This window comes from Paraburkholderia sp. J7 (assembly GCF_905220155.1).
In the GTDB taxonomy this organism is placed as follows: Bacteria; Pseudomonadota; Gammaproteobacteria; order Burkholderiales; family Burkholderiaceae; genus Paraburkholderia.
Genome location: NZ_CAJMYZ010000010.1, coordinates 176,038 through 197,774 on the forward strand (window position 1 = coordinate 176,038; position 21,737 = coordinate 197,774).

The window sequence follows — 21,737 nt, forward strand, 5'->3', positions numbered from 1 at the left end:
CATCAGTTCACACCGCAAGAGCAGCGGTTTCCTTCCTCGCCGAATCCATCGCCCCGTTGCGCGCCACGTCGCCCATCGCCACACCCTCCGCGCGAATGAACGTGATATCCGTGATACCGAGAAATCCGAAAGCTACCTTTAAATAGCTTTCCTGATGATCGAACGCAGCTGCGGGCGATCCTTCGCTGTAAATGCCGCCGCGCGACGAGGCGATGACGAGTTTCTTGCCGCCGCACAGTCCGACCGGTCCCTGGTCTCCATAGCGGAACGTCTGCCCGGCAACGGAGATCCGGTCGATCCAGGCCTTCAGCTGCGAAGGCACGCCAAGGTTGTACATGGGTGCGCCGATCACCACGATATCGGCGGCGAGGAACGCCTCGAGCGCGGCCTGGCCCATGGCGACGTCGAACTTCACCGCGTCATCGACCAGCGCGCCTTGCGCGGCCGCGAGGTGGGCCGCCGTAAGATGGCCGATCGGCGTGGCGGCCAGGTCGAGGCGCGTGACAGTCAAGTCAGGATGAATAGTGTGCAACGTCGCGACGACATTCGCCGACAGCTCGCGGCTGACCGAACCTTGACCGAGGATGCTGGAATCTACGTGTAGCAGCTTCATGAAATTTTCCTTGAGACGTTGGGGTGCCGCCCACGCGGGCAATCAACACGAATCCCAAGTATGGGATCGAAAAAAGCTCTACACTAGTCGGCAGAATCGGATTGCATTCGTCCATTTATGGAGCAATGGCATGCTCGACCTGAATGACCTCGCGTTGTTCGTGGAAGTGGTTCGCGCGGGCAGCTTTTCCGAGGCGGCGCGGCGTCTGCGCATGCCGGCCAATACGCTGAGCCGGCGCATCGACCAGCTCGAAGGACAACTAAGTACTCGTTTGCTGCATCGTTCGACGCGCAAGCTCACACTCAGCACGGAAGGTCAAACGCTGTTCGAACGCTATGCGCCGGCGATCGATCAGATTCTCGAAATTGGGCGGTTCCATGGAAATGAGCAAACGCCCTCCGGCTCGGTTCGCGTCACGGCTATGGCCGGCCTGTTCGAAATCTTCCGCATTGAATGGCTGGCCGAGTTCTACGCGCGCTATCCGAACATCAGCATCGAGTTCCTGCTGGACGATACGCCGTCCGACCTGGTCGCCGAGCGTATCGACCTGGCCTTGCGCATGGGCATCGAGACGGGAACCGGCTTCAGGGTGCGCAGGCTGGCGCCCGGTGAAATGATCCTCGCGGCAAGTCCGGCCTATCTCGCACGGCGCCCTGCGCCGCGTACGCTGCGTGAACTCGCCGAACACGACTGCCTGACGATATCGAATCGCCAGGGTCGTAACAGCTGGCGCCTGGAGGGTCCGCGCGGCACTCAGGACGTGTCGATCAAAAGCCGGTTCGCGGTCAACGACATGCGAGTGCTGACGCAGGCATGTGTCGCCGGTCTTGGTATTGCGCAACTGCCGCAGTTGATCGTCGACTCGATCATTGCAGAGGGGAAACTGGTGCGCGTGCTGCCGACCTGGCGGCGATCGAGCAGCGAACTCGGCCTGCAACTCGTGTACACGAGCCGCCCGCCCCTGCCGCCCGCGGTAGCAGTCTTCGCCGAATATCTTGTGGAGAAACTCGGCGATGCGATGTCACTGCCCTCACCCAGCCGTGCGAGCCGATAACATTGGTATCGTAAGTCTGTTTGCCATTGCGGGTCGGGGTGCGCCGCGATCCTGTTAGCGATAAAACCCGAAGGGGTCGAGAACGATGCCGAGACACAATCCAACACTGCACCGCAGTCAGAAAGCGCCCATGACCCGGGCGCGGCGACGCCTCTTTATCATCAGCGTTGTCGTTCTGCTAGCAGCGTTTGGCTGGCTCCTGGCGATCATCGTCCAACCGGCGTTTCAGCGCACCATCGTCATGACGAGCGGCGCGGACGGCGGCATCTATCGTGGATTTGCGGATCGCTATGCGCCCATCCTGAAGCGCGCGGGTATCAAGCTCGTTATCCGCAGTTCCTCGGGCTCGGTGGAGAATTACGAGCGGTTGAGGGACCCGAATAGCGCCTACGAAGTCGGCTTCATTCAGTCGGGCACCACCAGCCCGAAGGAAACCGACAATCTGCAGACGATCGCGGCCGTCTCGTACGAACCGATCTGGGTGTTCTATCGCGGCGACGCCACGGTCGACCGGCTGTCACAACTGCGCGGAAAGAAGATTTCGATGGGCGTGCCCGGCAGTGGCCTGCTCAACGTTGCGCAGGGATTGCTCGGCTATAGCGGCATCACGAGCCAGAACTCCACACTGCTGCAAATGGACGCGCTTGCCGCTTATCAGGGGCTCGAAAGCGGCCAGATCGACGCGGCGTTTTTCATCGGCAGACCCGACGCCGACATGCAGAAGACATTGCTGAACAGCAACCTGAAGTTGATGAGTTTCGCGCAGGCCGATGCACTGGCACAGAAGTTCCCATCGCTTTCGAAGATCGTCTTGCCGCGCGCGTCGGCGAGTGTCGCCGACGATCTGCCGCGCAGCGACGTGACACTGCTCGCGGCAACCGCACTGCTCGTATCGAAAGACACGATGCATCCGGCTCTCGTCTATCTGCTGCTCGACGCGGCCCACGCCGTTCACGGCGGCGAGGATTATTTCACCCCGCTCGGCACGTTTCCTAATCTGAAAACGGAAGAATTTCCAATCTCAGACGAAAGCGCGCGCTACTTCAAGTCCGGACAGCCGTTCCTGTACCGCTATCTGCCGTTCTGGCTTGCGAGTCTGATTGAGCGGCGGCTGTTGATCCTCGTGCCGTTCGCCGCGCTTCTCATTGGTTTGATTCAGGCATTACCACGCCTAATCGAAGCGCGGATGAAAAAGCGCTTCATCGTCTGGTATCGCGAGATCAAGGCACTGGAAGACGAGGTGTGGAACAGCCGCGAGCCGACCCATTCACAAATCGCACAATGGCGCGACGAGATCGAAAACATCGATGCAAATGCGAGCCAGATACGGATTCCGTATCGCTATTTTCAGGACGTCTACGCGCTCAAGCAGGCAATTGGTGTCGTGCGGGACAGAATCGCCGATGCTGCGCAGCGAGCGAAAGCATAGCGATCTCTGTCGTTCGTCTGAGCGCCACATCGGCCGGGCGCCCGTGCCGTTTTCAGCCCGCGCAACGGCTAACGCAGCGCCCTTCGTAAAATCTTCCCCACCGTCGACTTGGGGAGTGCTTGCCTGAACTCGAACTGGCGCGGCACCTTGTAGCTCGTTAGATTCTCGCGACACCAGGCTTGCAGCGCGTCGGCAGTCAATCGCGAGTTCCGGGCGACTACGAACACCTTCAACGCTTCACCCGTCTTCGCATCTTGCACGCCGATACACGCGCACTCGCTAACGTCGGGATGACTGGCGACCACTTTCTCGATCTCGTTAGGATAGACATTGAAGCCGGACACGAGAACCAAGTCCTTCTTCCGGTCTACGATGGTGACATAGCCTTGCGCGTCCATTACCGCGATGTCGCCGGTGCGAACGAAACCCTCTGGCGTAAAGGACAATTGGGTTTCTTCCGCGCGGTTCCAGTATCCACCCATCACCTGCGGGCCCTTCACGACGATTTCGCCGGGCATCCCAGCCGTCACTTCATGCCCCTCGTCGTCGAGCAATCTCACTTCGGTAGACGACACAGGCACCCCGACTGTTTGCTCGCGACCGGTCACGCCAACCGGCGTCATGCAGACGGTGGGCGACGCCTCAGTCAGCCCGTATCCGCCGGAGAGCGCACACCCGGTCAACTTGCGCCATTTTTCCGCAACCGCCGGCTGGACGGCTGCGCCCGCGCCACACGTATACGCGAGGCCTTCGAAATCGAGTTTTCCAAAAGGCTCGAAATCCATCAACGCGTTGAACAGCGTGTTGACACCTACGAAAAACGAAAAGCGATGCTTGCGCCACTGCTCGACAAGGGTAGAAAGATCGCGCGGGTCGGGAATGAGAACGTTCTTCCAGCCGCGCGCAGCCGAGAGCAGACAGTTACCGGTCAACGCCATGATGTGATACATCGGCAGCACGGTCACGACACAAACTCCGGCGCCATCCAATGCGGGCCGCAGCCACGCCGACAACTGCAGAACATTCGCAATGACGTTCCGGTGAGTCAAGACGGCGGCTTTCGGATTTCCCGTTGTCCCGCCTGTGTACTGAAGAAATGCAATGGCATCGGGTGACACCGGCGACTGCGGTCTCGAACGATGACGTCCAGCTTCGAGCGCTGCGATGAAGGTCGTTTGCGCCGCCTCTGCATTTCCGTGCGCTCGCGGCAGAGCGCTTCGCAGGGACGGGAGCTTGGCAAGCTCATCTGGCGTCGCCAGAATCAATCGGCAATTCAACTCGCTTGCTGCCGCACGGGCCACCGCTTCCGCCCCCTCCCACGCGATGAGGATCGTCGCTCCGCTGTCTTCCAGGTGAAAACGAACTTCCCGCTCGGTGTAGTGCGGATTCAGGTTGACCACAACCATGCCTGCGCTGAGCACTCCGAATAGCGCCAGGGAATATTGCGGAACATTGGGCATCATGAGCGCGACGCGGCTGCCACGCGGTAGATGTTCGATGACCTGCAGGTAGGCCGCGAACGCCTCGCTCAATTCGGCCATCGTGGCGAAATCGAGTTCGACGTCTGCGCAACATAGTGCGGTTCGGGCCGGATATGCCGCGGCCGTTCTGTTCAGGAAATCCGCTATCGATCCGTAGTCCTCAAGTTCGATATCGGCAGGCACACCGTTTGGATACTGCTCAAGCCATTTCCGTTGCACGCTCGCCTCCTTCTCATGTTCCGTGATCTGCGCCGATTCAGTGTGCCTGGCTAGCGCAATGCTTCCTTGACGAAATCGAGCCGGTCTTGCCCGAAGAACATCTCATCGCCCACGAACATCGTCGGCGCGCCAAAGAGACCTCGTGCAACGGCCGCCTCGGTTTCCCGCTTCAACCGCTCCTTCACTGCGGGATCCTCTGCGAACTGGAACAGGAGTGCGCTATCGAGATCGGCGCCCTCGAGAACGGCGTGCACGGTGGGGAGGTCAGCCATGTTGCGGGGGTGTTCCCACATCGCACGAAACACCGTGCTGACATAGCGCTGGAACAGTGGCTCGTCATGCATCTGCGCACCGGTTGCGGCGCGCATGAGCATCAGCGTGTTGATCGGAAAATGCGGATTATGGGTGTACTGGACGCCATAGCGCCGGGCAAAGCGCGAGAGATCGACCTGCATCCATGCGCCTTTTGCAGGTATGGCCGCCGGCGACGCATTGTTCGTCGCCTTGTGAATACCGCCCAGCAGGACTGGCTTATACACAAGCTCAGCGCCGCTTTGAGCGGCAATGGCCGGCAGTTGCGTCCAGGCGAGATAGCTCGCCGGGCTTCCGAAGTCAAAGTAAAACTCTACCGTTTTCACCATCTCTCCCCCTGACACCCTTTACGGTCCCTGATGCCATTCGTATCGGATGACTCGTAAAGGTCTTTGATAAATGAACGTTAACTGAACGAAGGTTATGCTATTCTGATTCGATATCCTGACTAGACCTTGACCATGCGCTATTCAAGCTCGCACAAAGAGGAAACGCGCCGCAAACTTATCGAAAGCAGCCGCGCCATTGCAAAGGAAGGCGGTTTTGCTTCCACGGGTATCGACGCGCTGATGGCGTCGATCGGGCTGACAGGCGCCGCGTTCTACAATCATTTTCCTTCCAAGCAGGCGCTCTTCGACGCCCTCGTCGGCGAGGAGGCGTCCAACAGCGCCGATCTGCTAGCGGTAGACGACAGCGCACCCGAAGCGGATCTAGGCAAACGCCTGAGAAGCTACCTGAGCACGTATCACGTTCTGCATCCCGAATCGGGTTGTGCGCTCCCCGCGATCGGCCCGGAAATCGCTAGAGGCACCCCCACCGCGCGCGCGGAAGTCGAAAAGGCGCTCAAGCGCATCCAGAAAAGCTGGAGTGCTCACCTCGACGACAAGGACACCGCCTGGGCAGTCATGGCGCAATGTGTCGGCGCCCTTCTGCTTGCGCGCACCGTGGAAAGCGAGCGCACGAGGCGCGACATCCTCGCGTCCAGCCGGCGGCTGCTGGGCGAAGCGCTCGACATCGATACCCTGAAGTAGCTTTCGCATTTCGGCAGCGCTTTCGGCAGTCCGCGTTTACCAACGCTCCATGTAGGGACGCAGATCCAGCTCGAACGTCCAGGCGTCGCGGGGCTGCTGGTGCAGGTACCAGTAGTTCTCGGCGATGTGTTCCGGATTCAGGATGCCGTCCTTTTCCTTCAGGGCGTAGCGCTCAGGGAAGTTCGTGCGAATAAAGTCGGTGTCGATGGCGCCGTCGACAATAATGTGGGCGACGTGAACGTTACGCGGCCCCAGTTCCCGGGCCATGCTTTGCGCTAGCGCCCGAAGCGCATGCTTGGCGCCCGCAAATGCGCCGAAATCTGCCGCGCCCCTGACGCTTGCCGTCGCGCCCGTAAAGAGAATCGTCCCGCGCCCTCGCGCAACCATCCGCTTCGCCACCTCGCGGCCGTTCAGGAATGCGCTAAAACAGGCCATCTCCCAAATCTTGAAGTACTTGCGCGCCGTCTCTTCGAGAATGCTGCAAGGCACGTTTGCGCCAATATTGAACACCATGGCCTCGATGGGACCGTGCTCGGCTTCTACGCGCTCAATCAACGCAACGACATCCTCTTCCTTGCGCGCGTCGCTGCCGTACCCGTAGGCCTCACCGCCGGCCTCGCGAATACGTGCAACCAGCGGCTCCAGCTTGTCTGCCGAGCGGCGGCTCACACAGGCGATGTAGCCCTCGCGGGCGAATCGCGACGCGATCGCTCCCCCGGTGGCATCTCCTGCCCCAATCACGAGCACGACTTTGGGTTGTACTTTATCGGACTGCATGCCGCCTCCTGTTATCGAACGATCGTTTAGTTAACGTACGTTAATTAAACGATCGAGTGTTGTCAACCAGGGTTTTGGCTTCAGCGGCGTGAACGTTCGGTGAGGATGGTGCGTAGAAAAGCGAAGCTCAGTCAGTCTCGCTCTTTTGCCAGGTCAAGAGAATCTGCTGCTTTGCGGTGGTCAGGGTTGCCACGTGCTCGTTCAGTTGCTCGCGAATCCGCTCGGTCGGGCCGCCAATCGAGAGTCCGTACAGGTCGCCGCCGAAATCGAGGGCAACGGCCACCGCCGAAAGTTCGGGCGCACTCTCGCCGATGTTCGCATACCAGCCGCGCTCATGCGCGGCGTTGACCTGATCGATGAACGTGGCGAGATCGGTGACAGTTGCGCCGGTGAACCGCTCGAACTGTAGCTTTGCGCAGAGCGCATCGCGCGCCGGCGCATCGAGTTCGCCGCAAATCACCTTGCCGATCGAGTTCGCATGCAACGGGCGCAGCGAGCCGGGTGCGCATGCGTAGCGTACTGCCTTCTCCGATTCGACCACGTCGAGATAGACGACCTGCGTGCCATGGATCTTGCCAAGCACGACGGTTTCGCCTGTTGCGTCGCGCAACTCGACAAGGCGGGGGTGCAACATCTGGACCACAGGATCGACGGCATTGATCGCGTTGGCGAGCAGTTGCAAACGCCGCGTGGGATAGTAGCCGCCGCGCTTGCGTACCTCGTACAGATAGCCGCGGCTCACAAGCGTGCGGGCAAGCGCGAGGCAACTCGATGCGGGCACCTCCAGCAGCCGCGCCATTTCGGCGAGCGCCAATGGTCTTTGTTCGGCGGCGAAGAGTTCGAACAGGTCGAGCGTGCGGGCAACGAGTTTGACGTCCATGGGTCGGGCAGTGGGTCGCAAGGCGGCGCGCGCGCCCCTTGCGGTGGTCAGTAAGACTTCGGCAGCCCGAGCACCTTTTCCGCAATGAAGCACATGATCATTTGCGGGCTGACGGGCGCGAGCCTTGGAATCATACACTCCCTCAGATAGCGTTCGACGTGGTATTCCTTCGCATAACCCATGCCGCCCAGCGTAGCAATGGCCGTCTGGCACGCCTGAAACGCCGCTTCGGCAGCCAGGTATTTTCCGGCGTTGGCTTCGGCGCCGCACGGCTCGCCCGCGTCGTACAGCGTGGCCGCTTTCATCACCATCAGGTTCGCGGCTTCGAGCGCCATCCACGCCTGCGCGAGCGGATGCTGGATGGCCTGGTTCTGCCCAATGGGACGTCCGAACACGACACGGTCTTTCGCGTACTGCGTTGCGTGGCGCAGCGCCGCCTGGCCGAGCCCCACCGCTTCCGAGGCGATCAGGATGCGCTCCGGATTCAGGCCATGCAGCAAATAGTGAAAGCCCTTGCCCTCCTCCCCAATGCGGTCTTCCATCGGCACGCGCAGGCCGTCGATGAAGAGCATGTTCGAATCGACGGCCTTGCGACCCATCTTCTCGATCTCGCGGACTTCGACTCGCGTGCGGTCCAGGTCGGTATAGAAGAGACTCAGGCCATCGGTAGGCTTCGCCACCCGGTCCAGTGGCGTCGTGCGCGCGATGATAAGCATCTTGTTCGCGACCTGCGCCGTCGAAATCCAGATCTTGCGGCCGGTGAGCACATAGTGATCGCCGTCGCGCACGGCCTGCGTTTTCAGGTGCGTCGTGTCGAGGCCGGCGTCGGGTTCGGTCACGGCGAAGCAAGCCTTGTCGCGGCCCTCGATGAGCGGCGGCAGGAATCGCTGCTTCTGCGCCTCGCTGCCGAACACCTGCACCGGATTGAGTCCGAAGATGTTCATATGCACAGCCGACGCGCCCGAGAGCCCCGCACCGGAAGCACTGATCGTGCGCATCATCAGCGCCGCCTCGGTCATGCCGAGCCCGGAACCGCCGTAGTCCGGCGACATCGCAATGCCGAGCCAGCCCGCATCGGCGAGTGCCCGGTGAAAGTCGTGCGGAAAGCCGCCTTCGCGGTCGCGTTCGAGCCAGTAGCCGTCGTCGAAACGTTCGCAGATCTTTTCAATTGCAGCGACGATCGACTGCTGGTCTTCATTGAGGTTGAAATTCATACGGACTTCCTCTCAAGACATAAACAAAAGCGGTATTAGAGCGGGAACACACTGACCAGTACCGCGGTGAACACCATTAGCACCGTGGCGGCAAACAGGAAGGGAATCGTGAACTTCTGATGCTCGGCGAGTTCCACACCCGTCAGGCCAACAATCAGGAACGTTGCCGGCGTGAGCGGGCTAACGGGGAAGCCGGTCGTCATCTGCCCGAGCAGCGCCGCCTGTGCCATCTGCACGGGTGGCACGCCCAACAGTTCCCCGCTTTTCGCCAATACAGGCAGGATACCGAAGTAAAACGAATCGGGATCGAAAAGCAAACTGAGCGGCATGGAAACGAGTCCCAGCGCGAATGGCATATGGCGCGCGTGATCGGCCGGCACATGGCGCACAACCACTTCAGCCATGGCGTTGAGCATGCCGGTTCCGGTCATGATGCCGGTGAAAGCACCCGCAGCTAGCAGCACGCTCGCCATCATCAGGGCGGCCTTTGCATGGGCGTCGACCCGTTCGCGCTGCTGGTTCACATCGGGGTAGTTGATGACGAGCGCCAGCACGGTGCCGATCATGAACATGACCATGGGGTCGACGATGCCCGACACTAGCGTCACGAGCACGACGAGCGTCAGCGCGAGATTGATCCAGAAGCGCTGAGGCCGGCGCAGCGCCAGTTCCTCAGGCGTAAGCACGCGAGGAGTGGCGGCAATGCTGGCGGCATGCTCGCGCGTGAGACCGAGGCGTTTTTCCTCGCGCTTCCCGAGCACGTATGCCGTGCCAAACACGAAAACCAGGCCAACAATCTGCACGGAAATCATCGGATAGAAAATGACGGTGCCCGGAATATGCAGGGCCGCGGAAGCGCGCAGCATGGGTCCGACCCATGGGAGAAAGTTGACGCCCGCCGCCATCGAGGCGACGCACGCGAGAATGCGACGGTCGAGCCCGAGTCGGGTATAGAGCGGCATCATCGCGGGCAGCGTAACAAGGAACGTGACCGCGCCCGAACCATCGAGGTGAATCAGCAGCGCAAGCAGTGCCGAGCCCATGACAATGCGCGGCGGATGACACCCCACCACGCGCAATACACCGTTGATAATCGGGTCCAGCATTCCCGCATCCGTCAGGATACCGAAGAAAAGTATCGCAAATACGAACATTCCCGCAACCGGGCCGATGTTCTGCACCCCGTGGACGATGAACTTCGCCGTGGAAAGGCCGAATCCCGCAGCTAGCGCGGCGACGATGGGCACGGCGATCAGCGCGACGAGCGGCGAAAGACGCTTCGTGATGATCAGCGTGAAGAGAGCGATGATCGCGAGCGTGCCGATTAGCGCGAGCATGATCGAGTCCCCGTGTGCGCCCTGCTTCCTGCCTGGTTGCCAGGTGTCATTGCTGTCTCCTGCGCGGCGTTTCGTATGCCGCTGTCGTGGTGCGATTGGATAGCTTGTCGATGTGACGGCTATTGCTCGCGCGATGGGTCGCCGAAAACCTGTGCCGCATGTTCGTCGAGCGCCGGTGGCGCGCTTCGGTAGGTGGCCGGCGTGCGGGCGAGCTTGATTGGCGACGCGATCCCGCGGTAGGACCCCATCTCGACCTTCATCGCGCGATGGTCGACGTGGGGATGCGCGAGCGCCGCACCCACTCCGAGTACCGGTGCACATGGCACGCCGTGGCGCACAAGCATGTCAGCAAGCTGTGGACCATCCCAGCGGACGAAACATTGCTCGAGTTCCGCGCGCAAGTCGTTGCGGTGCTGGCTGCGCGAGCGATTGTCGGTGAAGCGCGGATCGTCGGCGAGGTGTTGCGCATCGATCAGCCTGCAAAGTGATGCGAACTGTGTGTTGTTGCCGACCGCGAGAAAGATGTCGCCGTTGCCGGTATGGAACATGTCGTACGGCGTGATGTTCGGATGCGCGTTACCGGTGCGCTGCGGTTCCTTGCCCGAGTAGAAGTAGTTGGGCGTGTGCGGGTGGAGGATCGAGAGCGCGCAATCGAACAGCGTCGACTCGACGAACTGGCCTCTCCCGCTCACCTCGCGCTCGCGCAGCGCCATCAGAACGCCAAGGGCCGCATTGAGTCCCGTCACGAGATCGACGATCGGCACGCCGATGCGCAGCGGCGCGCCACCTGCCTCCCCGTTGACGCTCATGAGACCGGTCATCGCCTGGATCGCCGCGTCATAGCCGGGCAAGGCGCCGAGCGGGCCGTCTGCGCCGAAGCCGGACACGCGGCAATGCACGAGCCGCGGAAAGCGCGCGGCCAGTACGGTGTCGTAACCGAGCCCCCATCGCTCGAGCGTACCGACCTTGAAGTTCTCCACCAGTACGTCAGCCGTCTTGAGCAGCGCGAGCAGGCGCTCGCGCTCCGCCGCCTGCGTGAGATCCAGCGCGACGCCCAGCTTGTTGCGATTGACGCCCTGGAAGTACGAAGCTGTCTCGCCGTCGAACGGAGGCCCCCAGCCGCGTGTTTCGTCGCCGCCGGGCGGCTCGACCTTGATGACTTCCGCGCCGTGGTCAGCAAGAATCTGCGTGCAATAAGGGCCGCCGAGAACACGGGACAGATCTACAACGCGCAAACCGTGCAGCGATCCAGCGATTGGAGGTGAGGGATTGTCCATTTTGATCTGCAGTACTGATTGACAAGAACCGAAAACGCAAAAATCACCAGGGCGGGGCGGCCGGCAAGTGCGCCGCCACCAGATATCCGATGTTGGAGAACCGTCAAGTCGCCCCGTACCGGCTCGACATGAGCGCGACATCACAAATTCACTACCGTGAATTAATATTCACACACGGGAATACATGAGGTCAAGCGGGATCCCCATCCGCCGCCCCAGGAATGTCCCTGGTGTTGGACGGCCAAGTCCGCCTGTCAAGGCGACACGTCCCGGCAGCGTCAAGCGTTGAAAGGGCGTTGAATTCCGCGAACGCCCTGCCGCCGGCACACTCCAAGCTTCGTGCCCATGCCGCTCTGAACCTAGGCCCAGCCCTTGATTTCCAGTGAGATTCGTATGAGCAAAGCGATCGACTACCTCAACCCCGCCCTTCCTCGGGGCCTGCGGCGCGTGGCGATGCCCGTGGTCGAAGCGACTCCGGCAACGCTGCATGGCTATGGCAAGCTGGTGGACGATCCGGACACATGCCACGTGGAAATCGTGCAATGGCCCGCTGTGGGATCAAGGCCGATCGACCCGGGAACCGGTGACGAAGCGGGTACGACCGAGGGCACGTTCGTCAGCGAATGGCGCGGTGACATTCTCTACGGTCGAAACGAAGCGGTAAGCGGCAACTACGTTCTCGCATACGCAACGGAGCCAGGCGACGCACGTGAAGACAGCGCGGCTACACCGGAACGCATGTTGATTTGGCATGCGAACTATCATCCGGACGGCGGCCAACTGTTTTTCCCGCTCGATCGTCGCCCGTTCTACGTCCCACTGGCATTGCCCGGCGACGATATCACGCCACAGAAGTTCGTCTGCTTCCGTTTCGACGGGCAGCAGGGTCTCTATATTCACCCCAACATCTGGCATGAAGGCGTGTTCACGCTGGAAGGGTCGCAGCGATTCTTTGACAAACAAGGCGCTGTCCATGCGCGCGTCTCGGTCGAATTCGCGTCCGAATTTGGTTGTTTGCTCGAAGCGGCCATTACGCGTGGCTAGCGACCGTAGACGCTTCTGAACGCCGTGCGATCAGCGCTCTTGCTGGCCGCCGCTATCCTTGCGCGGCAGCTCGTTCCTGCGAGCGCCGTACGGCGTCGGCAATCTGCTGCGCGACCCCACGCGTGTCCCAATACACCTGGGCCTGGTACATGCGGTCACCGCGTACGTTGAAGCGATCAACGCCCTGCCATTCGAGCGACTCTCCTGCGACGCTTGCATGCGCTCGCCATTCGACCAGCACCGCGTCGCCGGTCGGCGCCCAGCGGATCACCTCGACTTTGAGATCGGGTAGCTGTTGCAGGACCTGCCGGAAATGCTCGACCACGCCTTCGCAATTGGCGGGGACCGTCATTGGCGGAATCAGGTTCTGCGTGTCCGGATGCATCAGGTCGCGCAGTTCCTCCGCAACTGGGCGCCGCCAGCGTTGCGCGAAACGGCGCACGATGTCTTGCGCCGCGCGCAACTGCAGGTCCGTGGGGGGAACGTACTTCGCTTCAGTGTGGCTGGAATCCGTCATGGACTAACCTCGTGAGGATTGATCTGCACCATAAGCGTGACTACATACACGATGATTTTCACATACATTGTGTATGTATACTACGATGCGTCTGTGAAAAGTCAACCTTCCCGGTCTCATGGCAGAAACATTCAAGACCCGTCGTGCCGAATATGCGGACGCAACACGCGAAGCGCTGCTTGATGCCGCGCGCGAACTGTTCACGTCGCAGGGTTATCAGCAGATCAGTCTCGAGGCGATCGCGCAAAAGGCCCGCGTGACGCGCGGCGCTTTCTATCACCATTTTTCCGGGAAGACGGACCTGCTCGATGCGCTCGTCGTCGCGCTGCAGGCCGATGCCGCGGCGCGCGTACGCGCCGCCTCCGCCGCTGCGCAGGCGTCGCAGCGGGTCAGCGCGGGCATCGCTGCGTTCCTCGATGTGTGCTCGGAGCCGACCTACCGGCACCTCGTGCTCGAAACGGCAACCGCGGTGCTGGGCTCGGACCGCTGCCGCGAAATAGAGGAAGCGAGCACGTTCGGGCTGTTGAGCGCGGCGCTGCAGGCGCAGGCAGCGCGCGGCAGCGCTGCGGCGAAGAACGTGCCGCTCGCGGCGCGGATGATCGGCCGCATGATCTGCGAGTCGGCGCTGCTCATCGATAGCGCGGAAGACGAAAAGGCCTTCAAGGCCGACGTGCAGCGTATCGTCAAGCACACGTGGGACGCGGTAACGGCGGGCCCTCGTACGAAGGCGTGACGTATTAAGCTGACGATTTCGTCTTTAGGCCCATACAGATATTTCGCTAGTGACTCGCGGCACCAGGCGACGCTGCCTTTCTTTCGGCATTCTGAATATCATTGGGGTAATTCGCGTCGTTTGCTGTGGCCGGGTTGTATCCGTTCTGTTCGAGTTTCTTCAATTCCGCGTTCTTTCGTGCCCGAGCTTCCTTGCGTGCTTCTTTGCGCTGCGCTTTCGTCATGCTGGCGGGGTTCGAAGCGTCGGGCGCGCTCGTTTGCGCACCGGCTATTCCCGGTGCAAGCGCGATGGAAAGGGCGGTCACCGCAGCGACCATCAAGGAATGAGACTTGGCCATCGTCACTCTCCCGTGAAAAGAGGGGATCCATTCTGAGGCAATCCGCGAAAGCGCACGCTGCGCTCCCGAACCGCCGGAACTCCTATCCTGCCACTCCGCGCACATTAGCGTCGGCCCACTGCCGCGCGAACATTGCGCGCAACCCAGCTGCAGCCGTCGCACAACGAAACGCCCGACGTTGCGCCAGCGATCGAGTTTCGTACGGACTGACATGACGATCCCCCAGCCTCTTCCTGCGCTTCTGTCGAAGCCTTCGACCAGCGGTAAGCCGGGACGGCAATCGTCGTACCGCACATCGCGCGAGCGAGGTGGCGCCGATCTCCACCAGCATATGCATGCAGCCGAGGCGATGACCTGGCTTGGACAGGGTGGCCACGCAAGTTGCGCTCGATCCTGGATACAGCACGCTTGGTGCTTTTACCGCGATGTTTCGGAGATTGTTCGGTGAATCGCCACAGCAATCTATGGCGTCGAGCAGCGAGTGATTGCGGCTGCTGAGGGAGTGCTGCGACGAGAATCGACCGAAATTGATAGGCATGCCTATCGATCTCTGATCGAACGCAAGGCAGAACGCCCAGGATCTCGCGAGAGAAGAGAAATGGTGGGCCGGGTGGGGTTCGAACCCACGACGTCCTTTCGGAGGCGGATTATGAGTCCGCTGCCTGCAACCAACACGGCGTCCGGCCCACGAAGCTACGAAGCGTAGCGAGAACAAAAGAACGGCAATGCGTCAACAAAAAAGCCCGGTCTACCCAAAGGCCGGGCTTTTCGATGACAGGCCGACATACTACACGAAAGCGGGCCGACCTGGCCATCGTGCACGCGACTTCCGTGCATTAAACGCTAATCAAGCTCAATTTCCTTCAAGGAACGACTTGAGCTTGTCCGAGCGGCTCGGGTGGCGCAGCTTGCGCAGCGCCTTCGCTTCGATCTGGCGAATCCGCTCGCGCGTCACGTCGAACTGCTTGCCCACTTCTTCGAGCGTGTGATCAGTGCTCATCTCGATACCGAAGCGCATGCGCAGCACCTTCGCTTCGCGCGGCGTGAGCGAGTCGAGCACGTCCTTCACCACATCGCGCATCGAGGCATGCAGCGCGGCATCGGCCGGCGCCACCGTGTTGTTGTCCTCGATGAAGTCGCCCAGATGCGAATCGTCGTCGTCGCCGATCGGCGTTTCCATGGAGATCGGCTCCTTCGCGATCTTCATGATCTTGCGGATCTTGTCCTCCGGCATTTCCATCTTCTCGGCGAGCGTTGCCGGATCCGGCTCAAGACCGGTCTCCTGCAGGATCTGCCGCGAAATACGGTTCATCTTGTTGATCGTCTCGATCATGTGAACCGGAATGCGGATCGTGCGCGCCTGGTCCGCAATCGAGCGCGTGATGGCCTGACGGATCCACCACGTCGCGTAAGTCGAGAACTTGTAGCCGCGGCGATATTCGAACTTGTCCACCGCCTTCATCAGGCCGATGTTGCCTTCCTGGATCAGGTCGAGGAACTGCAGGCCGCGGTTCGTGTACTTCTTCGCGATCGAGATCACGAGACGCAGGTTGGCCTCGGTCATCTCGCGCTTCGCCTGGCGCGCCTTGAGTTCGCCGGCCGCCATCTGGCGGTTGGTTTCCTTCAGGTCCTTGAGCGGCAGCACCACGCGCGCCTGCAGATCGAGCAGGCGCTGCTGCTGTTCGCGAATGGCCGGAATGTTGCGCGAGAGAATGCCGCTATACGCATGGCTCTCGCCGACGATCTTCTCCGACCACTCGAGGTCGGTTTCGTTGCCCGGGAATCGTGCGATGAACTCCGAGCGCGGCATGCCGCACTTGTCCACGACCGTGTGAAGAATCTGGCGTTCGACCTGGCGCACTTCGTCCACCTGCGCGCGCAGCGTGTCGCACAGACGCTCGACGGTACGCGCCGTGAAGCGGATCGACATCAGCTCGTTCTGGATGGTTTCCTGCGCCTTGAGGTAGGACTTCGACTTGTAGCCCTCCTTCTCGAACGCGCGGCGCATCTTGTCGAACCATTCGCTGATGAGGGCGAATTTTTCGAGCGAGGCACGCTTGAGGGCTTCGAGCTGCGCCGCGTTGGCCGTCGCCTGCGCCGCGCCGTCGTCCTCTTCCTCCTCCTCTTCTTCTTCCTCTTCGGCTTCTTCCTCTTCGTCCTCGTTCTCGATCTCTTCCGCTTCCTTGGCGTTGAAGCCGTCGGTGTCTTCGGCGTTGGGATCGATCAGGCCGTCGACGAGTTCGTCCACGCGAATCTCGTCGTTCGCCACGCGCTCGGCCATGGCGAGGATGTCGGCAATCGTGGTCGGGCAAGCGGAGATCGCCATGACCATGTGCTTGAGGCCGTCTTCAATGCGCTTGGCGATTTCGATTTCGCCTTCGCGCGTGAGGAGCTCGACCGTGCCCATTTCGCGCATGTACATACGCACCGGGTCGGTCGTGCGGCCAAATTCGGAATCGACGGTGGAGAGCGCGACTTCCGCTTCCTCTTCCACTTCGTCGTCCGATGAAGCGTTCGGCGCGTTGTCGTTGAGCAGCAGCGTTTCCGCGTCGGGGGCCTGCTCATAGACAGCCACGCCCATGTCGTTGAACGTGCTGATGATGCCTTCGATCGCCTCGGTTTCCGTGAAGTTGTCCGGAAGGTGATCGTTGATTTCCGCATAGGTGAGGAAGCCGCGCTCCTTGCCGAGCTTGATGAGCGCACGCAGCTTCGTGCGGCGCTCCTCGAGCTCCTCGACGGTGCCGGGCTGCGACGACGCGAACGCGTCTTTCAGCAGCGCCTTCTCCTTCGCTCGCCGGTCGCGCGCACGGGTGGTCTTTTCGACCTTGCCCGCGGCGGGGGTGCTGTCTTCGCTCTGGTTTGCGTCGTCATCGACGGGTACTTCATTCAGCTTTTTCGTCATGGAGTTCGCCGTACCGGCTAGTGTCTCGACTCGCGGCTGCTGGACAACAGCCTCGTGAACCGTGGATGCTTGAGCCTCGCGCTCTGCCGCATCGTCCTCGACGGCAGGCACTTCCCTTGCACTTCTCGAACCGGACCGCTTCGTTGCCGGCTGCGTAACGGCTTTCGCCGCACGTGCAGGCGCTGCTCGCGCAGCCGAAACAGTCATCGACCTCTTCCGGGTAGCCGGTTCAGAACGGTTGGTGGACTCACTGCCCGACGACCGGGCGGAAGAACTGGCAACTGCGGCCTCTGTGACCTTGCTGGTCGGCTCCGTCGAGCCCTTGCCGGTTGCCTTTTTTCCGCCTGTAGTCTTTGCCATTGCCATTCCGCCCCTTGCTGGAAAACTGAACATTCATGGGTTACCCCAACCCATTATGTCCGCCCGGAAAAAACAAAAACAAACCGCTGAAAACCTGTTATTTTACCACGCAGGGCAATAATCCCCCTGTGCGGTCCTTCCCTTACAAACCGAGCTGACGCTTCATGTCAGCCCGCGTCTGATTCAGTGACATCAATTCGGCAAGTTCCTCAGGCGTATGTCGCGACTGCCGCGAAAGCGCGTCCAGCCGCTCGCAACAGGCGTCGTACCGCATCTTCAGGATTGCCGCCGTCAATTCTTCGCTCACGAGCCGCTCCTGCTCGCGGCGCTCCTCTAGCGCAGCGCCATCTTCCGGATTTTTCATCAGCAAATCCCGAACGTTTTCATCATAGTCCAGAATTTCGCGAAAAATCTCCTCGAAGGTTGGAGCATTGGCCCCATTTCTCAGCAGGTCCGACAGCAGCTGAAATTCCGCCGCGTCGCCCAGTGCCCGCGCGTGAGTGGTCACTTCCTCGAACAACTCGCCGTGGCGCGTCAGTCCAATCAGCGCCTTTTCGGCCTCTTCGTCGAGCTGCGACGCGATACGCGGGTGCATCACGAGGTTGCGCAGCGCCTTGCGCTCGATACCGGTCACAAGGTGCCGGTCCTTGCGTGCCGGCGCCTGGCGCGCCGCCTGGGCGATGCGCGCGTCGACTTCGCACAGCGCGGCCACTTCCTCGAACGGCACGTCCAGGCGGTCCGCGAACATGTGCATGATCTGCGCCCGCAGGGCATTCGCCGGCAGCGCCTGCAACAGCGGTTTCGCGTCGAACAGCGCCCGGGCGCGCCCTTCCGGCTGGTCCAGTTCCTTGTCCGCCAGGACCTCGTTGAGCATGAACTGGGACAGCGGCATGGCCCGCTCGACCTGCTCCGAGAACGCCTCGGCGCCGAATTCGCGCACGTAGCTGTCCGGGTCGTGCTCCTGCGGCAGGAACAGGAAGCGGATCGTGCGGTTGTCGGCCGCGTGCGGCAGGCACGCGTCGAGCGCGCGCCGCGCGGCGCGGCGGCCCGCCGAGTCGCCGTCGAAGCTGAAGATCACCGTGTCGGTCTGACGCATGAGCTTCTGCACGTGGATCGGCGTGCACGCGGTGCCGAGCGTCGCCACGGCGTTCTGGAAACCCAGCTGCGCGAGCGCGACGACGTCCATATACCCCTCCACCACCAGAACATAGCGCTGTTCCCGGATCGCGAGGCGCGCCTCGAACAACCCGTACAGCTCGCTGCCCTTGTTAAATAGCGGCGTTTCCGGGGAATTCAAATACTTGGGCTCGCCGCCATCCAGCACGCGGCCGCCAAATCCTATGACCTGCCCCTTCACGTTGCGGATCGGGAACATCACGCGGTCGCGGAAGCGGTCGTACCGGCGCGACTGGCCTTGCGCGTCCTGCTTCTCGCTGACGATGACGAGGCCCGACTCCACGAGCGCGTCGTCGCGATAGTTGGTAAACGCAGATTCGAGGTTCTGCCATCCATCCGGCGCGTAGCCGAGGCCAAAACGCGCGGCGATTTCGCCCGTGAGGCCGCGCTTCTTGAGGTACTGAATGGCGTTGGTCGCGCTGCGCAGCTGCTTGCGGTAGTAGTCGCACGCGGTCTGCATGACATCGGAAAGCGCGGTGGACACGGCCTTCGAGACAGCCGGAGCATAGCCGCCGGCCGCACCAGCCCCGCCGCCGCGCAGGGGCGAAGGCTCTTGCGGCACGGTCAGGCCGACCGACTGGGCGAGTTGTTCGACGGCCTCGGGGAACGTCAGGCCCGCGTGCTCCATGAGGAAGCCGATGGCGGTACCGTGCGCCCCGCAGCCGAAGCAGTGATAGAACTGTTTGGTTGGACTAACTGTGAACGAAGGGCTTTTCTCGTTGTGGAACGGACACAAGCCCATGAAGTTCGCGCCGCCCTTCTTGAGCTGCACGTAGCGACCCACCACGTCGACGATATCGACGCGGTTCAGCAGGTCTTGCAGGAACGAATGCGGAATCATCGAAGCGAACGCGCTTGGGCAACCAGGGCTCGCGCGGCCCGAATACATCACGTACGGGCCTCGCGGCGTCGCCCCTGGGCCGGGCCGGCGCCGCGTGCGAACCGGTTGCGCTTACTTCGAGAGCGCGGCTTTGACGAGCCCGGAAACGGCCGTCATGTCGGCGCGCCCGGCGAGCTTCGGCTTGAGCACGCCCATCACCTTGCCCATGTCCTGCGGCCCGGCTGCGCCCACCTGGGCGACGGCGGCCTGCACTTCGGCGGCGATCTCGGCATCCGAGAGCTGCGCGGGCATGTAGGCGGCCAGGACGGTCAGCTCGGCGGCTTCCTTCTCGACGAGATCGGTGCGGCCCGCGGCCTCGAACTGGCTGATCGAGTCCTTGCGCTGCTTGATCATCTTGTCGATGACCGCCGTGATGCCGGCGTCGTCGAGCGTCACGCGGTCGTCGACTTCACGTTGCTTGATAGCGGCGAGCAGCAGACGAATTGTGGCAAGGCGTTCGCTTTCGCGCGCGCGCATCGCGGCTTTCATGTCGTCGTTGATCTGGTCTTTGAGACTCATCACTCACCTGAAATACGTTGGGGTTGCTGGAATGCAAAAACCCGCCTGGAAACGCTTCCAGGCGGGTTGGCGCAAATTCGACATGGTTGCGACCACACCAGAGGGCAGCGGCGGCCGCGTTGCGCTAAGTCACCCAAGGCCGCGGGCCGGCTGTCCACGTCGCCGCGAAGCTCACGCGAAGTCCACGCTGGAACTGCGCGGCCACGCGCCACGGCGACGCCAGAATCAGTACAGCTTCTTCGGCAACATCTGGCTGCGCAGACGCTTGAAGTGGCGCTTCACCGCCGCCGCCTTCTTGCGCTTGCGTTCAGCCGTGGGCTTCTCGTAGAACTCGCGCGCGCGAAGTTCGGTCAACAGACCGTTCTTCTCGATCGTGCGCTTGAAGCGGCGCATGGCAACTTCAAAGGGTTCGTTTTCTTTTACGCGGATGGTCGTCATTTTCCAATAACGGATCGGGGGTAAAGAGGATTGAGTATAGCAGTTCCGGGTTTGCGCATCGCGTGCCTGCTTGGGGGGAAACCCCAATCCCATGCGAGGGGGGCGACCGCGCCCGGAGCCTTCCCTGGCGGGGCTGCGCGACATCAGGCAGCGCCCGGCCCGACGAGCAGCAGCGGCACATGCGTGATCTCGATGGCACGCTGCGCCACGCTGCCGAGCAGCCAGCGCGCGACGCCCCGCCGGCCCTGCGTGCCCAGTGCGACGAGATCGGCCTGCCAGTCCTGCGCGTCGCGCAACACAGTGTGGGCGATGTCGTCGCGCAGGCGAGCGGTGGCCACGAGCGCGGTTTCATAGGCACTGCCTGACGTTTCGAGTTGCTCGTGCGCGCCGGCTAGCGCCTTGCGGCCAAGCTCGGTGAGCGCATCTTCGAGCACCGATCCCGGCACCGGGTCGCCAGCCACACTGCTGCGGTCCACGACATAAACCGCGCGCAACGTGGTTTGCGGTTCGGCCAGCCGCACCGCCGCGTTGATCGCCTGCGCCGAGGCCGGACTGCCGTCCGTCGCCAGGACGATGCGGGCAAGTGGCGCGTGAGCGCGCGTTTCGTCGTACTCCACGGGCACGACCAGCAGCGGACAGGGCGCGCAAACCGCGAGCGCGCCCGAAACCGAGCCGTCGATCCAGCGCTTCATGCGCCCCTGGTGCCGCGTGCCGACGATCAGCATCTCGGCCTGCCAGTCACGCGCCGCATCGGCTAGCGCCGGCACGACGGCGCCTGCCTCGGCAGAAAGACCGACCACCTGCCCTTCGACCAGGGCCACTTGCCCGTTGAACGCCGTCATCGCCTGCTCGAGCGTGCGCTCGGCCGCGTGGAGATATTCGTCGCGCGCGACGCTGAGCGCGTCCGTCATCCACGCGTCGCCCGCGGTGTAAGCGCCGCCCGCATTCCAGGCGCGCGGCTGTTCGGCCGCACACACGATCCGCACGTGGGCGTCGCGCGGCACCACTCGCGACGCAAAACGCAGCGCCTGCGTCGATGCCTTCGAATCGTCCACCGCAATCATGATTCGCCGCAGTGGCCCGCGCAGTGCCTCAATGTGCTGCTGTTCCTCTCGATTCACGTTTCGTACCTTTTCCTCATGGTCAGGTATTCAAGCGTGAACCTCGGGCGCCCAGGCAACCATGACTCGGGTCAACCGCGAGAGAT

21 protein-coding genes and 1 tRNA gene are annotated in these 21,737 nt (G+C 61.9%); 6 read left to right on the forward strand and 16 right to left on the reverse strand.

Features of this window, described 5'->3' with window-relative positions; translation table 11 throughout:
• Positions 1–7 precede the first annotated feature (7 nt).
• Positions 8–613, reverse strand: a complete 606-nt coding sequence (locus U5A58_RS18150) for an FMN-dependent NADH-azoreductase (RefSeq protein WP_321962483.1) — start codon at positions 611–613, stop codon at positions 8–10.
• 130 nt (positions 614–743) lie between these two features.
• Here U5A58_RS18150 and U5A58_RS18155 point away from each other — a divergent pair, with 130 nt between their 5' ends.
• Both U5A58_RS18155 and U5A58_RS18160 read left to right on the forward strand, forming a co-directional pair.
• Positions 744–1,667: a LysR family transcriptional regulator gene (locus tag U5A58_RS18155; protein ID WP_321962484.1), complete on the forward strand. Its 924-nt coding sequence runs from the start codon at positions 744–746 to the stop codon at positions 1,665–1,667.
• Between the two features lie 130 nt (positions 1,668–1,797).
• Entirely contained in the window at positions 1,798–3,096 is a 1,299-nt protein-coding gene (locus tag U5A58_RS18160; RefSeq protein ID WP_321962485.1) for a TAXI family TRAP transporter solute-binding subunit, read from the forward strand.
• A gap of 68 nt (positions 3,097–3,164) precedes the next feature.
• Here the strand turns inward: U5A58_RS18160 and U5A58_RS18165 are convergent, their stop codons facing one another.
• Together U5A58_RS18165 and U5A58_RS18170 are read right to left on the reverse strand one after the other, a co-directional pair.
• Complete coding sequence (locus U5A58_RS18165) at positions 3,165–4,796, reverse strand: AMP-binding protein (RefSeq protein ID WP_321962486.1); 1,632 nt, start codon at positions 4,794–4,796, stop codon at positions 3,165–3,167.
• A gap of 50 nt (positions 4,797–4,846) precedes the next feature.
• Positions 4,847–5,437 carry a 2-hydroxychromene-2-carboxylate isomerase gene (locus U5A58_RS18170; RefSeq protein ID WP_321962487.1) on the reverse strand — a complete coding sequence of 197 codons (591 nt, stop codon included), beginning with the start codon at positions 5,435–5,437 and terminating at the stop codon, positions 4,847–4,849.
• 132 nt (positions 5,438–5,569) lie between these two features.
• Between U5A58_RS18170 and U5A58_RS18175 the strand changes: the two genes are divergently transcribed.
• Entirely contained in the window at positions 5,570–6,139 is a 570-nt protein-coding gene (locus tag U5A58_RS18175) for a TetR/AcrR family transcriptional regulator (protein WP_321909670.1), read from the forward strand.
• A gap of 36 nt (positions 6,140–6,175) precedes the next feature.
• Here the strand turns inward: U5A58_RS18175 and U5A58_RS18180 are convergent, their stop codons facing one another.
• The 5 genes from U5A58_RS18180 to U5A58_RS18200 all read right to left on the reverse strand — a co-directional run bounded on the left by U5A58_RS18180 (position 6,176) and on the right by U5A58_RS18200 (position 11,624).
• Positions 6,176–6,916 carry an SDR family oxidoreductase gene (locus U5A58_RS18180; protein ID WP_321962488.1) on the reverse strand — a complete coding sequence of 247 codons (741 nt, stop codon included), beginning with the start codon at positions 6,914–6,916 and terminating at the stop codon, positions 6,176–6,178.
• A 127-nt stretch (positions 6,917–7,043) separates the two neighbouring features.
• Positions 7,044–7,796, reverse strand: coding sequence for an IclR family transcriptional regulator (locus tag U5A58_RS18185; RefSeq protein ID WP_321962489.1), 753 nt, complete (start codon positions 7,794–7,796; stop codon positions 7,044–7,046).
• A gap of 47 nt (positions 7,797–7,843) precedes the next feature.
• On the reverse strand, positions 7,844–9,010 hold the full coding sequence (locus U5A58_RS18190) for an acyl-CoA dehydrogenase family protein (RefSeq protein WP_321962490.1): 1,167 nt from the start codon (positions 9,008–9,010) through the stop codon (positions 7,844–7,846).
• Between the two features lie 35 nt (positions 9,011–9,045).
• Positions 9,046–10,347 (reverse strand): citrate:proton symporter, encoded by a 1,302-nt coding sequence (locus tag U5A58_RS18195; RefSeq protein WP_321962491.1) that lies wholly within the window; start codon positions 10,345–10,347, stop codon positions 9,046–9,048.
• 119 nt (positions 10,348–10,466) lie between these two features.
• Positions 10,467–11,624: a CoA transferase gene (locus U5A58_RS18200; RefSeq protein WP_321962492.1), complete on the reverse strand. Its 1,158-nt coding sequence runs from the start codon at positions 11,622–11,624 to the stop codon at positions 10,467–10,469.
• Positions 11,625–12,017: 393 nt separating this feature from the next.
• Between U5A58_RS18200 and U5A58_RS18205 the strand changes: the two genes are divergently transcribed.
• Entirely contained in the window at positions 12,018–12,668 is a 651-nt protein-coding gene (locus tag U5A58_RS18205; protein ID WP_321962493.1) for an ureidoglycolate lyase, read from the forward strand.
• A 52-nt stretch (positions 12,669–12,720) separates the two neighbouring features.
• Here the strand turns inward: U5A58_RS18205 and U5A58_RS18210 are convergent, their stop codons facing one another.
• Entirely contained in the window at positions 12,721–13,185 is a 465-nt protein-coding gene (locus U5A58_RS18210; RefSeq protein ID WP_321962494.1) for a nuclear transport factor 2 family protein, read from the reverse strand.
• Between the two features lie 118 nt (positions 13,186–13,303).
• Here U5A58_RS18210 and U5A58_RS18215 point away from each other — a divergent pair, with 118 nt between their 5' ends.
• The gene (locus U5A58_RS18215) at positions 13,304–13,918 is read left to right on the forward strand and encodes a helix-turn-helix domain-containing protein (protein WP_321962495.1); all 615 of its coding nucleotides are present in this window, start codon (positions 13,304–13,306) and stop codon (positions 13,916–13,918) included.
• 46 nt (positions 13,919–13,964) lie between these two features.
• On the opposite strand, the gene U5A58_RS18220 is transcribed toward U5A58_RS18215, so the two are convergent.
• The 3 genes from U5A58_RS18220 to rpoD all read right to left on the reverse strand — a co-directional run bounded on the left by U5A58_RS18220 (position 13,965) and on the right by rpoD (position 17,517).
• Positions 13,965–14,255 carry a hypothetical protein gene (locus tag U5A58_RS18220; protein WP_415774244.1) on the reverse strand — a complete coding sequence of 97 codons (291 nt, stop codon included), beginning with the start codon at positions 14,253–14,255 and terminating at the stop codon, positions 13,965–13,967.
• Positions 14,256–14,854: 599 nt separating this feature from the next.
• Positions 14,855–14,942 (reverse strand) — tRNA-Ile (locus U5A58_RS18225).
• A gap of 166 nt (positions 14,943–15,108) precedes the next feature.
• Entirely contained in the window at positions 15,109–17,517 is a 2,409-nt protein-coding gene (gene rpoD / locus U5A58_RS18230) for an RNA polymerase sigma factor RpoD (protein ID WP_321909683.1), read from the reverse strand.
• Here rpoD and U5A58_RS18235 point away from each other — a divergent pair.
• Complete coding sequence (locus U5A58_RS18235) at positions 17,399–17,638, forward strand: hypothetical protein (protein WP_321909865.1); 240 nt, start codon at positions 17,399–17,401, stop codon at positions 17,636–17,638. The two genes, rpoD and U5A58_RS18235, sit on opposite strands and share 119 nt — an antisense overlap.
• Positions 17,639–17,659: 21 nt before the next feature.
• Here U5A58_RS18235 and dnaG read toward each other — a convergent pair whose 3' ends face one another.
• The 4 genes from dnaG to U5A58_RS18255 form a co-directional block, all read right to left on the reverse strand.
• Positions 17,660–19,534 (reverse strand): DNA primase, encoded by a 1,875-nt coding sequence (dnaG, locus tag U5A58_RS18240; protein WP_321909684.1) that lies wholly within the window; start codon positions 19,532–19,534, stop codon positions 17,660–17,662.
• Positions 19,535–19,645: 111 nt separating this feature from the next.
• Entirely contained in the window at positions 19,646–20,092 is a 447-nt protein-coding gene (locus U5A58_RS18245; protein WP_321909686.1) for a GatB/YqeY domain-containing protein, read from the reverse strand.
• 225 nt (positions 20,093–20,317) lie between these two features.
• A complete protein-coding gene (gene rpsU, locus U5A58_RS18250; RefSeq protein WP_013434742.1) occupies positions 20,318–20,530 on the reverse strand; it encodes a 30S ribosomal protein S21 in 213 nt (70 codons plus the stop codon).
• 143 nt (positions 20,531–20,673) lie between these two features.
• Positions 20,674–21,651, reverse strand: coding sequence for a universal stress protein (locus tag U5A58_RS18255; RefSeq protein ID WP_321962496.1), 978 nt, complete (start codon positions 21,649–21,651; stop codon positions 20,674–20,676).
• Positions 21,652–21,737: the final 86 nt, after the last annotated feature.